The 14079-nt window shown below is 52.6% G+C and carries 8 protein-coding genes; 1 reads left to right on the top strand and 7 read right to left on the bottom strand.

All coding sequences use genetic code 11. The features are described 5' to 3' along the window. Positions 1-83: 83 nt before the first annotated feature. The 4 genes from IEV97_RS15195 to IEV97_RS15180 all read right to left on the bottom strand — a co-directional run bounded on the left by IEV97_RS15195 (position 84) and on the right by IEV97_RS15180 (position 8548). Positions 84-1847, bottom strand: a complete 1764-nt coding sequence (locus IEV97_RS15195) for a RagB/SusD family nutrient uptake outer membrane protein (protein ID WP_188502353.1) — start codon at positions 1845-1847, stop codon at positions 84-86. A gap of 10 nt (positions 1848-1857) precedes the next feature. After that, a complete protein-coding gene (locus IEV97_RS15190; RefSeq protein WP_188502352.1) occupies positions 1858-5100 on the bottom strand; it encodes a SusC/RagA family TonB-linked outer membrane protein in 3243 nt (1080 codons plus the stop codon). Positions 5101-5149: 49 nt separating this feature from the next. After that, a complete protein-coding gene (locus IEV97_RS15185; protein ID WP_188502351.1) occupies positions 5150-6352 on the bottom strand; it encodes a DUF5689 domain-containing protein in 1203 nt (400 codons plus the stop codon). Between the two features lie 87 nt (positions 6353-6439). Continuing rightward, positions 6440-8548 (bottom strand): hypothetical protein, encoded by a 2109-nt coding sequence (locus tag IEV97_RS15180; protein ID WP_188502350.1) that lies wholly within the window; start codon positions 8546-8548, stop codon positions 6440-6442. A gap of 299 nt (positions 8549-8847) precedes the next feature. Here IEV97_RS15180 and IEV97_RS15175 point away from each other — a divergent pair, with 299 nt between their 5' ends. After that, positions 8848-10092 (top strand): ROK family transcriptional regulator, encoded by a 1245-nt coding sequence (locus IEV97_RS15175; RefSeq protein WP_188502349.1) that lies wholly within the window; start codon positions 8848-8850, stop codon positions 10090-10092. 237 nt (positions 10093-10329) lie between these two features. Here IEV97_RS15175 and IEV97_RS15170 read toward each other — a convergent pair whose 3' ends face one another. The 3 genes from IEV97_RS15170 to IEV97_RS15160 form a co-directional block, all read right to left on the bottom strand. Then, positions 10330-11550: an OmpA family protein gene (locus IEV97_RS15170; protein ID WP_188502348.1), complete on the bottom strand. Its 1221-nt coding sequence runs from the start codon at positions 11548-11550 to the stop codon at positions 10330-10332. A gap of 12 nt (positions 11551-11562) precedes the next feature. Next, entirely contained in the window at positions 11563-12558 is a 996-nt protein-coding gene (locus IEV97_RS15165) for a PorP/SprF family type IX secretion system membrane protein (protein WP_188502347.1), read from the bottom strand. Positions 12559-12585: 27 nt separating this feature from the next. Then, the coding region (locus tag IEV97_RS15160; RefSeq protein WP_188502346.1) for a T9SS type B sorting domain-containing protein at positions 12586-14079 on the bottom strand (1494 nt) is incomplete at its 5' end.

Genomic DNA, 14079 nt, shown 5'->3' with positions numbered 1-14079 from the left:
CCCAATTAAAAACGCCACGTTAGTAGGGGTAGAGGAAGAGAATAGTTAATAAGCAGGTATAGAGGCACTGGCTGTGCTGTTTTCTACCACCCCGGGTTTTGGCCGAGTGCTGGGTTGATTAAGCGCTCTGACTCAGGTATGGGATAGAGGTAAAATTTGTCTTCCCATATCCTCGGAATTGTGTTTAGCCAGATAATCTCCCCTTTGTCACCCTGAGATAGCACCAGAGGGTTTGGCCTTCCGTTCGCATTGTCAGAGACGTTGATGTAAGTGACTCCCGCAACCGGTGTACCCGGCATGGATTTATAGAAGGCTACATCCAGGACGCCATCCTCATTCAGATCCAAGGGAATGTTCAACCCTGGGACATACATGCCATTCCATGCCTTCTCTAACAGTTTGCCTTTGTTCCATCGCACCAGGTCATAGAATCTGAACCCTTCAAGCGCCAGCTCGATGCCTCTTTCGCGGCGCACCTCGAGCAAGGCTGGTTTACTGATCTCAGGGAAAAACTCGCGCTGCAGATACGGATCTGCTGCTGCTGGCATAGTGGAATTCGTCATGCCGGCCCTTTGCCTTAAGGCACCGATCGTCTGCGCCCAGTCAAGGTCAGTTAAAGTTCCTAGCTCCGCCTTCGCTTCCGCGTAGTTCAGCAATACCTCCGCATAGCGTATGACCGGGATGATGTTGTCATTGCGGCTCCCACTATCGTAGAACGTGTCATCCAGTGTCCACTTGATGGGTTGATAGCCTGTGTAGGTATAGGAAAACTCAGGAGGGGAAGCGACCACGTTACCACCGTTAATCCGGGTGTACCCTTTTGTCCGAATGGTCTGGCTGAGCCTTGCATCCCTGTTTTTAACTTCCTCGCTGAACACCATGGTTTCGTATTGGGGGTTGCTCGTGAAAGGGGTACCGTCCAGGTTCAGGTAAGTGTTGATAAAGCTTCTTGTGAAATTAGCCCTGTCCCCATAAGTGGCACTGGTCCAGTACCAGTTTGCGTCATGGTAAAGCGCCAGCTCATCGTCATAAATATTGGCTAGCAACACCTCGTTTGTGATCGGTGATTTACTCGTAAAAAGCTGCCGGTAAGCCTGTGAGCTGCCTCCACCTGTATGGAGGGAAAAGGAGAAGTCCTGCATCACCGCCTTTGCGGCGTCTGCTGACCGCGTGAGCCATTCGTCGGCTGTACTGGCCAGGTTATAGGAAGCATGGTATTTTCTGAAAGTACCTTCAAATAAACAGACCCTCGACTTGAAGGCGTAAGCAACAGGCAGGGTGATCATGGATCTCGTCCCATCGTTGGTGGTCTGGATATGCTTGATCGCAAAGTCCAGGTCACGCAGTACGGAGTCCATCACCAGTTCACGCGAGTCCCTGCCGTTGAACAGTTCCGGATCATTCACATCAAAAGTTTTACCGATCCACGGCACGTCCCCAAACCGCTTTACTTTGTCAAAATAAAACCACGCCCTAAAGAACCGGGCGATCCCCATATAATGGTTTCGGGTCTCCTCCGGAACGGAGCTGTTGTTGTTATTCTCAATAAAGTAATTGATGTTCCTCAGTTCCGACCAGTTCCATCCGGTACTTTGCCGTGGTCCGTAAGCCCCCGGTCTGATGAAGTCAGGCACCTCTTTCCTGGCGATGTAATCCGACATGGCATCCCCGCGCAGGATGTCAGATGCCGTGGGCAGGATGTCATAAAAGGAGTTGGAGTAGAGCGCCAAGCCATTCTCGCTTTCAAAAACGGCCTCTTTCCCAACCGTTGATCTTGGTGCCTGGTCCAGCTTTTCACAGGCAGAAAAGCTAAAGGCTATTATGAATACTATAAAAATCCGCTTCATCTTACTTGCTTTAAAACGTTATGGACAACCCTAAAGAATAGCTTTTCAACATGGGGTAGTTGAATCCGTCACCATGGTTGGTGGAGTCCAGGTCCTGGTCCGAGGCACCCGTGTTTTCCACATCGATATCCCTGGTAATCTTGTGCATGGGGGAATAGGCAAACAGGTTTTCGCCAGACACATAGACACGGGCGGCATGTGCCCGTACTTTGGAAGTAACTGCTTGAGGCAGGTTATAGCCGAACTGCAGGTTCTTCAAGCGCACATAGGCGATGTTCTGCAAATACCGGGTCTGTGTCTCCCGCAGGGTACCCCCTCCTGTCCAGGCCAGGTAACCTGTATAGCGTGGGAAGTAGGCATCCGGATTATCTTCTGTCCATATGTTGCCGATTTGTGACTTAGGGGGATGTCCATAAGGTGCATTGTACTGCCCCCAGAAGGTGTTCGCTCCCCTGCTAGGGTACCAGTCTTGTTTGCCCACTCCCTGAAAGAAGGCACTGAAGAAGAAGTTACTCCAGTCTGCGCCCAGATTTAGCCCGAACCTGTAGCGCGGCTCCGAGTTACCGATGATTTTTCTATCGCCCGGCGAATCGACCGTGTTCTCGCCAAAGTCAATCACCCCGTCGTTGTTCAGATCGGCGAATTTAATATCACCCGGACGCCAGACACCCGTAGCCGTTGTATTGAACAGACTTTGATCCGCCGACCGGTTGACGTCTTCACTGGATTCGAAGAAGCCAGCGGTTTCAAAACCCCATATTTCGCCGATGCGCTGCCCTTCATAAAAGTCAGTCAACCTTTTTTCCGGGTTGTTGTATTTAAGAATAGTGGATGTGTGGTCCGATACAATGGCCCTTATATCATAGCTGAATGGTTTAGCCCCCAGGCTGAATTCGTCTCTCCAGCTAACAGACAGTTCCCAACCCTTTGTCTCCAGATCAGCATAGTTTCCCCTAGGTGTGGCAGCCCCAAAAACGGCGGGCAGCCGCACGCCAGGCGTGAACATATCCGTCGTCTTGCGGATATAGGCATCGCCTACAATATTAAGTCTGTTTCGCAGTAGTGACAGGTCAAGCCCTATGTTCTGTGTGGTGGCCGTTTCCCAGGTCAGGCCGAAAGGAATCACGGAAGGATTGTTGGTGTACTGTGGTCGCACCCCATTCAGAATGCGCCCCAACTGGCCAACCGAAAGCTGCTCCTGGAAGACATAGGATCTGATATTGCCATTTCCCAGGGAGCCATAGGAAGCCCTCAGCTTAAAGTCAGAGACGATGTCCTCTGACACATTCCAAAAAGGCTCTGAGGAGATTCTCCAACCGGCAGAGACGGAAGGAAAGAAGGCAAACCGCTCATGCTCCGGAAACTTAGAGGAACCGTCGTAACGGCCATTCACCTCCAGCAGGTAGCGATCCTTGAAATCATAGTTCAGCCGGTAGAAGCCTCCCATGATGTTCCATTGCTCCCATCCACCTGTTGTGATGATGGACTGGCCCAAAGCCAAATTCAGGTCATCGGCATTTTCATAGATCAACCCGTTGCGCTGCGCGCCCACTCTCCGGTGCGTGTTTAACTCGTAATTAAATCCCGCCATGGCCTTCAGGCGATGGGCCTCCTGGAATGTATGCTGGTATTCCCCATACAGGTTGGAGGCGATGTATTGCGTCTCCCTGTAGATCTCACGCAGGTCGTTCGTGTTGAGGCCCACATACTGAATAACGCCCGGCACCCGGCTATAGGGCACTGGTACCCGAATTCTCTTTTCATTATCATCCAGGCTTTGAAAGGTAAGGTCCCCTTTCAGCTGAAACTTGTCCTCAAAGAATCTGGAAGTAAAGCTCGTCGTATTCCGAAGCAGCCTGCGGTCCGAGTCCATTCCGTTTTTGCCATACCAGAAGTCGCCCACGGTGTAGGCCGCTGAATGCGTCAACGTACCATCCGGATTGAACATAGGAGCCATGGGAGGCCCCTCTGCCACCATGTTTCGCCAGATGCCCCCACCCTCTCCGACATTCAGCGGATTGTGGTATTGCACATTGGAGAAGTCTGTGTTGTTCTCCAGTGTCAGCCAGGAAAACACGTCGATAGCCCCTTTAGCCCGGAAATTATACATTTTGTAATCGTCCGAATTATACCTGAAAAGCCCGGGCTGATTCAGGTACCTGCCCGTCACATAAAAGCTTGTCTTCTCGCCGCTTCCTGAGAAAGCAAGGTTGTGCTCCTGGGAGTAGGTATGCTTTTTATACAGCTGATCAAACCAGTCCGTATTCTCATAGTAGACATACTCTCCTGTGACAGGATCTACCTCCACCCTGGGCAGGGAGGGGTCCTTGGACCTGCGCTCCAGCTCGGCCAGGTAAGCAGGTGAGAACCGAAGCGTTTTGTTGACGTTCTGGGGTGTGCTGGCGTAGTTGTTCCAGCTTGAAAACGCCTCATTGAACATCGTCGCCCATTGATAGCCATCTGTCACAAAGTCAGGAACGACAGTGGGTTCTTTGATGGCGAAGTTTGTGGTATAGGTGACGCTAGTTCTGTCCTTGGCCGGTCTTTTCGTTGTGATCAGCACCACACCAAATGCGCCTCTCGCCCCGTAGATGCTGGCAGAAGCCGCATCCTTCAGGACAGAAACCGTTTCAATGTCATGTGGGTTCAGCAGGGCCGGATTGCCCTCTACGCCATCAATCAGCACCAAGGCATTGCCACCCTGCCCGATGGAGGTTGCCCCCCTGATATTAAAGGAAGGGGACTGCGTCGGCTTTCCGTCAGCTGGCGTCAGGTTTAAGTTGGGGAGGACGCCCTGCAAGCCTTGTGATAAATTTGTGATAGGACGATTGGTGAACACCTCCGCGGTCACCTGGTCCACAGCCCCCGTCAGGTTCTCCTTTTTCTGAGTTCCATAGCCGACCACAATCACTTCATCCAGTGACTGGGCTTTGTCTGTCAAGGTCACCTGGAGCTCCCCCGGCCCCTGAAAAGGAACAGTCTGTGTATTTGTACCGATGAAAGAGAACACCAGTTCCCCGGGAGAGGATGGAACTGTCAGCGAGAACTTTCCTTCGGAATCGGTTGCAGTCGCTGTCTGAGTCCCCTTTACATGCACACTCACACCTGGAAGTGGTTCCCTGTCCTGCGACACAACCGTGCCGGTGAGGCGCCATGTCGCTTGTGTCTGCACACTCCTGCCTATGCTTTCCTGTGCCAGGCCCAGGCAGAGCAGCAGGATAAGAAAAGTAAAAAGTTTTAAATACTGTTTCATGGTGCAATGCTAAATGTCAGTGTGAATAATTTGACTGAATACGCCATCCCTAAAATTGGAAAACAACGTCGTCGATGTTGATGCGGGGCCTGTTGTTATTGGCAAAAGGGGTTGAGGAGTTCACAAACCTGATCCTCACCTGCTCATTTGCGGCCGCATTAACAGCTATTTCATCCGTCACCAAAACTTTAGCTTGCACATCAATGGTTAGCTGCTGCAGCAGGGTGTACGTGTTGCCGCCGTCTTTTGAGATCTCAACATCGATCGTGGTCGGGTTCATGTTGGCCACCTCCGCGCTGGCCGGATAAATTCCGTGGGACACTTTCAAGCCTTTCACGCCCTGCAGATCGAAATTCATGCTCACCATGCCATTTCGCTTGTCGTTGCCAACCGTGCCCTGCAGGCGCACACTCTGTGCCCCGTTTTTCATGTCTGCCGAGGTAGCCGCTGTGATGGCGCCATCCAGGGTCCAGACACCTGTTTTGAAGCTCAACTCCTTCACGTCATAGCTGGTATTGCTGGCATCCTCGAAATCCTCGGTCGTTTCAGTCACTCCCCCCACGATGTCCTCGACATTCCTGGGATTGATATAGAATTTGTCTCCGTTGATCCGGACAATGCCGGTATAGGAGTTGGCCATGGCCGGCATGGTCACATCTGCAAACGCGGTATTGGGCTGCAACATGGAATACACGGCCCCAATGCCGTCCCGCAGCACCACCTCTCCCTCAAATCTCCCCTCGGTACCACCACTCAGGCTGACATCAGCCACCCTTACCAGGATCGGACCCCAGAATTCCGCGTTGATCACAATGTCGGAAAGCGTGGTAGATTTGGGGGTGACCTCCACCGTTCTGCCTGTTTTCTCTACAGCACCTGCACTTAAATCGGAAATGACCATCTCCCCCGCCTTGGATGAAAGCGAGGCGCCTTCCAGATTAAGCGTCACCTCATCGCCCTTCGCAAAATTGGAACTCGCAGACAACTGCAGGAGAATAGCGGCATCCTTGCCCTCCTCCTGCACCGCCACCATTCCTGCTTCCATGTTGCCACCCGCCTCATCGGAAATCACAATGCCCTTGATGGCGGTAGCGCCAAACTTCAGGTCATCAGACTGCTGCACCTTTCTTAAACCTGTAATATTCTGAGGCTTGGACAAGGGAACAGGCGTGGTATCGTCGTTTTTACTGCAAGCCCAAACCGATAATAGCAGGATGATCGCCAGGCTCCTTCTTAATGCTCTATTCATCATATTTTTAGAGGTGTAAAGTGTAGACATTTGGATTGATGGTTATGCTTGATTGCTATGGATAGTGAATTTGATGCTGTCAGGAGAAAGCTATTGTTTCCCTACTGGTTGCCCTTCTTTGAGCATGGCATTGATTTTCTCCCTTGCCATTTGCCTGAACTGGGCATTGCCTTTGTAGCGGGCGTTGGTATTATCCCAAAAATTTTGTTTTTCCTTCGTAAGGATAAGGCTGTTGATAATCCAGCTCTGTGTCCACCCTGTCAGGGTGCCCCAGGGTCCCCAGCCCGAGTCCGCATTGGAGGCCCAGTAATCCCAGCGCTCGTAATCGAATGCCCTGAACCAGGCCCCGTCTAAATCTTCATGCACAGGGCTGCTCACCTGGATCCGCACCAGAAAATCGGTGATCCGATTGGAGGCTGCTCTATAGGAAGGGTTGTTTGTGGCGGCGGCAGCTTCATTCAGGGCAAATGAGGCAAAATTCAGGGTATAAAGCAGGTCGGTGGCCGGATCGCCGTATTCCGAAATCAAAGGGGCTTCCTTAGAGCCATATTCTTCATTCGAGGCGATACGGCCGTATCTTCCCAGCCCTTCTTTCCCCAACTTCTCCCGGATGGCCCCGCTTTCCTGCAGGTCCTCCAGTAGCTTGTCTGCCACCAGCGCGAGCCATTGCCGATGCGTCGGGGAGTCCTCCACGCGCACAAGCCAGGCCAATGGCAGCAGCATCCGTGCGTATTCCTGCTGGATCCCGTTTGTCCACTTCCAGTCTGGGTGACTGTTCATGGTGATGGCAATGGCATGCTTGGCCTTCTGCAGTAGCGGTGCATACCCCGTCTTATCGTAGAGCCAGAGGTAGCAAGCCCAGAGCCAGGATTCATAATGAGGGTGGACGTTAACGATTTCACGATTTCCAAGGGTCTGCCAGTCCGTCTTCTGCATGGCTGCGTCTCTGAACCAGGGTCCCCTGAAACCATTTGTGCCGGCCGTTCTGAAATTCCCCAAGATCCCCTCTAGTATGTAAGCGTCCCAATCACTGGTCCCGAGATTGGCTGAGGCGCCGATGGTGGCTAGAAGCGCACGCGCATTGTCATCTCCGTAATAGGCATCCGGATCCGTAGTGGCCCAGCCAATCAAACCATAAGATGGACTCTGTGGATCATTTCGCTCTCCGGCCCGCAGGTTCGACTCCTTGTAAAGGTGATGCAGTAAATTCTTCGCCGTCTCCTTGTATTCGTCCTTTCCCAGCATGTTTGCCGCCGAACTAAGTGAAAACGCCACTTCCGCCTGGCAGTCTGCCCGAAGCCACCAACGGTAGGGTTGGGACCCGTCTGCCTGAATGAAGGAGGCATGCCCCTCTAATATGCCCAGACTCCCGTCACCAACTGGGTTATCCGGTCCTACCGGTGGATGCACCACCTCGATCCCGTTCTTCGAAGTTCTCTTCTCAAACAGCTCCTGCCAGTCCGGATGTATGAACAGGCGTGCCTTGTAAAACCAGTCTGAACCTTTCAGGATGGAACGTTCATAGGCATTCTCCGGAAGCGCCTGCTCTTTTGAGTAAGAAGGCCTGACATCCTGGGGCCAATGCTGCAGGGTGATTGCATCTGCCGAGAGTAAATCCCTCAAGATGTACTCCCATACCCTGGACCAGGAGGCTGCAGGCCCAAACCGGGAGGTAATGGCATCACTCAGCTTTGTTGAGCTTATTAACATCCCCTGATGCCTGAATAACAGCGGGGAAGCCGCTACATCCTGCAAGCCATAATCAGCTTTGTCGTATCCCGCTACTTTCCCCAACACGATGAGCGGGCTTTCTGCTGCCTGCAATGGTATAAACTGATGGTCGTTTACCCCCAGCAGCTCGAGCGAATCAAGCCCGGAGATTTTAGAGGTATTGACGACCCCTCTTTCTAACTTTATGCGTTTGGTCTCTGGAGGCAGTTCCATATTGGGAAGACTGGCCGGGTACTCCAGGTACACCTTTAATTTTTTCTTTTTAATCCTGTCAAAGGATTTCTCACTCAAAAGGACACGTGTAGCAGGATAGGTATCGGCCAGCAGGAGGACAGCATCATGCTTTCTGGCGCTCCCTATCGCTTCATCTGCACTCTCCAATCGCTGAAAATCAATCTGATTTTTTAACAGTAGCTTCACAATATCATTGTCCGCCGATGCTGACACGATCAACTGTGGCTCTTTCAAGCTGCTGCCACCCCCTGAGGCTTGCTTACATCCAGTGATTAACAGCAATAATAGAATCAGTGTAAATTTTGAATGCATATCTTCGTGTTAATGATGGATCAATTAGAAAATTAATTTTATATATTCAAAATCATTTTTAATATATTTTAATAAATAATGTTAAGTATTTAAATTAATTTTTAAACAAAAATATAGTAGCGAAATTTATTTAAATACATTTCCGTGTTATCTTTATGTTATGAATCGACAGCAACCTGTGTTTGCTGTATATATTTACCATTGTATAGAAGTTTAAAGGAATGTCATACAGAAAAGGGTTAAAGGGGACGCTTATTCAGGAGTTACAGCAGGATGAGAAGAGTGGCGTTTCTTATAAAAACACCTTGTTGAAAAAACAAGTGTTGGAAATCCTTTCCACTCGGGGAAACGCTACATTGGCTGATTTGGGCAGACAACTTAATGTCAGCACTCCCAAAATCAATGAGCTCATCACAGAGCTCATAGCTGAGGGCTTGGTCCGTGATTATGGGAAAAGCAACGCAGGTGTTGGCAGAAAGCCTAACATCTATGGCTTGGAAGCCTCTTCTGCTCATTTTATTGGGGTGGAAGTTAAAAGAGAATCCATTAACATCGGGTTGATGGACTTCTCGGAAAAGCTTCTGAAAATAGAACTGGACATCCCCTTTCACCTGGAGAATTCAAATGAGTCTCTTGATCAACTGTGCACTAAAATCGAGGAGTTCATCAACTCGACTACAGTCCCCAAGGATAAAATTCTGGCCGCATGTGTCAATATTTCCGGCAGAGTGAACCATAAAACCGGCTATAGCTACAGCTTCTTCCATTTACATCAGGAACCTCTAAGTGAGATCATCAGGGATAAAATAGGTATCCATACTTACCTCGAAAATGATACCCGTGGCATGGCTTTCGGTGAATTCTACAGTGGTGTCGTTACATCAGAAAAAAGTGTTCTCTTTGTCAACATAGATGAAGGCATCGGAATGGGCATCATGATAGACGGGAAACTGTATTATGGGAAATCAGGGTTCGCAGGGGAGTTTGGGCACATCCCGCTGCTGGCGAATGATATCATCTGCCATTGTGGCAAGAAGGGTTGTTTAGAAACGGAGGCCTCCGGTCTTGCGATCACCAAACAATTTCAGGCAAGGCTGAAACAGGGAGCCACGAGTATCGTCACCAACACGGTCAGTGATCTAGCCAAGATCAACCTCCAGCATATCATTCATGCCGCTCTGAACGACGACATGCTGGCTATCGAGATTATTTCCGAGGCAGGTGAGAAAATAGGACGCGGAATCGCAGCCATCATGAACCTGTTCAATCCTGAATTAATCATTTTGGGAGGAGCATTGGCCGAAACAGACGCCTATATCAGACTTCCAATCAAAGCCGCGATTAATAAGTATTCCTTAAGCCTCGTCAGCACCGACACGGAACTCCGGATGTCCAGTCTCGGCAGAAAAGCAGGTGTCATGGGGGCCTGTCTCCTGGCAAGAGATAAAATATTGTCCATACAATAGTAAGCCTGCAGCGTTTAGCGACATTTATGGCTGCACGTCACGTAACACCGCTTTCCTTGGACATTACAAGAGTAAAGAGCACAAGGCACTCCCTCCCAGGCTGCAATCAGCACCTGGCAATCCCTGCAATGGTGTATTCAAAGCTCCTTTCATGAAATGCGGGTCTGGTTCCCCGCAACGCACACGAGCCACTCCTGGCGAAGTGGCTCGTGTGCGTTGGCTGAGGATCTTCCCTTGCTATTGTACTAGGTACAGCTCCGTTTTGCGGTGCGATTTGCCTTTGTCGGGCAGCACCTCTCCCTCTATTTCTACCTGGAAATCCTTGGCTCCAAAGTAGCGCCGGATGTAGGCCTTCACGCTACGGGCACGCTGCTCACTCACCCGCTTCTTTGCCGCAGGCTCCCCGTATCCGTCCGAGTAACCTTTGATGACAAAGGTAGCCCCGTCCGGCTGCTGACCCAGGAAGCGCGACAAACCGGCCAGTTCACCCAGGCTCAGGTGCACGCGGTTAAACTCGTTGTAGAGTACCAGCGATGGGGTCGCGGCCCGCGTGGCTTCGGCTTTAACAGGCCCAGCTGGAGCAGCTTCCTCCAACGCGATCTGCTGCGGCACTTCTTCTACCTCTGGTTCCGAAACAGGCTCTTCAACGGGTGCTGCGACTGCTGCGGCAGGCAGGTCTCCCAGCAGGTAGGCAACATAGCGCGGCTGCTCCTTGGCAGTGCCGGTCACCCATAGGGTGTGGTCACTGCTTTTCCTGAAGTAGGCATTGTAGGTTTCCTTTTCGTTTACCATTCCAGTCAACCGCACTGCCGCTCCTAGCTGTCCGTCACGCAAAGCGGCCCCGTAAATGTAGGCTGTCTCGCCTTCCTGACGGGAAAAATACAGTGAGTCGTTGCGCACGAAAGGAGCGAACTCCGCTTGGTTGGAGTTGACCTGTTTGCCGAGGTTGCGCGGACGGGACCAGGACTTACCGTTCCACTCACTCAGGTATAAGTCGTCGTAGCCCTGCGAGCCTGCCAGTTCGGCGGCGATGAAAAGCTGGCGCCGGTCTTCGGTCAGGTATAGGCCCAGGTTGTAGGAGTGGTTGCGCATGCGGGGCACGGGCAGTTCCTCGCCCTTCACAAACTCCCCGTTGGTCCAGGTATACTTTGTGATGCGCTCCTCTCTCCTGCCTGACTTATGGTAGACGAACACCTCGCCTGCCGCCAGGTTGCCGCCAACCACAGCGTTGATGTGGCCCGCGTTCAGGGCTGCAGCGCGCTCCGTGGTCTCCGTCTCGCCGAGACGGGCGGTGTAGAGGTATTGCCCGCCCTCCTCTTTTTTGGTAACGAGCAGCATGTCCTCTCCTACCAGCGCCACGCCGCCCATTTCATCATTGGTTTCCAGGAGTTTCGTCTGGGCCTGGCCCAGGGTCAGGGCCCCTAAAATCAATCCGATTGTGTATACGATCTTCTTCATGTTCGCTTCGCTTTACCAGATGGTCACTTGTCTGCCGTACTTCGGATATTTTACCGGGATCAGGTTGTAGGTGAGGGAGATCTCATTCGTGCTCCGGCTCACGTGGCGGGCGTTCTGAATCGGAATCTCGTAGGCATAGCCGATGCGGAACTGATCCAGGCGCAACCCGGCGGTCGCGCTCCAGGCCAGGTCCTGGCGGTAGCTGCCCCCCAGCCACAGCATGTTCTGGTAGATGGCCTTGAGCTGCAGCTCGGCGCTCTCCTTCAGCTTATCGTCGTACTGCAGCATGGCATTGGCCACCAGCCCGAACTGGTCGGAAAGTGCCGTGCGGTAGCCTGCCTGCACGAGGTGCTTGCGGGTATAGAGATCCTGCAAAAACTCGTCTCCTCCCGAGATAATACCGCCTTTGGTCACGTCCTGCATGGCATAGCCAATGTAGAAATTATCAGCGGTGAGCGTCCAGCCCAGGTTCAGGTCGAGCTTGCCCTGGCGCAGGCGCTGCCCCAGCACGCCCTGGAACTCGGGATCGCTCTCGTTGTCCACCGTGAGCCTGTTGCCATCAAGGCGCTGGGCATTGTACACCGCAGCACCGCCCCAGCGCAGGCTCAGCCGCTCGGAGAGGCGCACACGCGAGGCATAACTCAACTGCACCTGGCTTTCGGAGAATGGTCCGAACTCGTCCTGCAACACCGTCAGGCCGAAGGCGTGCTTAGCACCCGCCTGGCGGTCAAAGAAATCATGCTGCTTGGTTTTGAGCACGTCATTTCGCCGCCAGGCCGACAGGTCTGCCAGGTCCAGCTCGGCGGAGGCGAAGTAGGTTTTTGGCGCTCCCTCAAAGCCCGTCCACTGGTTGCGGTGGAAGCCCTTGAGCAGGGAGCCCTCGTAGCCCGTCAGCGAGGGATTGTAGTATTGCTGAAACAACTGGAAATTGGCGATGTGCTTTCTGTTCTGGGCCTTTGCACCCAGAACAGCACCAACCAGTAATAGGGATAGAATTAACTTTTTCATTTTAAATAATCTCTAAGCGTTGCCGACTTATTTACCCAGGATGGTTACCACCCCGCGTTTCACCCAGTTGATGTCCTTCACTTCTACCGTGAAGAGGAAGGCGCCTTTCAGGATCTGCCCGTTCGGTCCGCGTCCGTCCCAGCCCTTTTCCGGGTCCGTCGTTTCGAAAACGCGCACGCCCGAGCGGTCGAACACCTGGATGTAGACCTCGTTGTAGAACCTGAGCTCCGGGATGGCCCAGTTGTCGTTGATGCCGTCGCCGTTCGGGGAGAAGGCGTTGACGATCTTGAGCTGGTCCACCGTGCGGTCGTAGGCTTGCTTAGTGAGCGTGAAAGTGCGCTCGATCGTGTTCAGGTACGGGTCGGTGCTGCGCACCCGGATCGTGAAGCTTGTCATGCCGGACAGGCCCTTGTTGGACTTCAGGTATACCTGATCGCCACGGATCTCAAACAGGCTGTTGTGGGTAGCTCCTTCGCCGCTCACCAGGGCATAGACAAACTCGGTGTCGTCCGGGTCGGTGGTGGTCAGGGTGCCGATCACCTCGTCAGCCGTAGCCTCTGGTTTGAAGGTGGTGGCGCTGAAGGCGAGCGCGGTCGGCACTTTGTTCGGCTGCACTTCCACAGTCACCTGGGCGGTCAGGCCTCTCAGGTTTGTGGTACCTTCAGCGAGTGTTAACTGGCCGGTTAATGGATAGATGCCAGCGATAAGGCCGTTGTAGGTTCCCTGCGCCCAAACCACACCGATCGCCTCGGTTGCACCGTCCGAGTAGGTGACCATGACAGTGCCCGGAAGCGGTACGCTTGGGTAGGCAGTTCGGATCGGTACGTTGATCTGCGCCGGGTTTGCAACTGACACGATATCGCGTCTTACCGTTACCGTCTGGGTGGCAGTAGTTGAGTTGCCTGAAGCGTCGGTCACTGTCCAGGTCACAGTAGTGGTGCCTGTTGGAAATTCGACTGGCGCGTCGTTGGTGACAGACGCCACACTGCAGTTGTCCGAAGCGGTTGGCTCACCAAGGGTCACGTTAGAGGCTGTCGTTTTGCCTGCGTCCACGTTCACCACTACGGCGACAGGCGCCGTGATCATTGGCACTACCTTGTCTTCTACAGTCACCGTGGCTACTGCGGTGGCTTTATTGCCGCTTGCGTCTGCCACGGTAAGCGTCACCTTGTTTTCGCCCAAATCTTCGCAGCTGAAGGTACGCTTGTCGAGCGACATAGAAGCGATGCTGCAATTGTCTGTGGAACCATTGTCCAAATCGGCGGCTGTGATGGTGGCCTTGCCTGCAGCGTCCAGTTGCACCGTAATATGCTTCACTTGCACGACTGGCGCCAGGTTATCCGCTACTGTCACAGTCGCCTTTGCTGTTGCGATGTTGCCACTACCGTCAGTTACTGCCAGTACTACTTCGCTTGTGCCCACGTCGCTGCAGTCGAAAGCAGTCTTGGACAGGGACATGGAGGCAATGCCGCAGTTATCGCTGGAGCCTTTGTTGATGTCAGCTGCTGTAATGGAAGCTGT

Origin of the sequence: Pontibacter amylolyticus, assembly GCF_014638845.1 — a bacterium.
Lineage (GTDB): Bacteria > Bacteroidota > Bacteroidia > Cytophagales > Hymenobacteraceae > Pontibacter > Pontibacter amylolyticus.
Note: the sequence above shows the minus strand (reverse complement) of the source record. Positions and strands in the feature narration are given on the sequence as shown.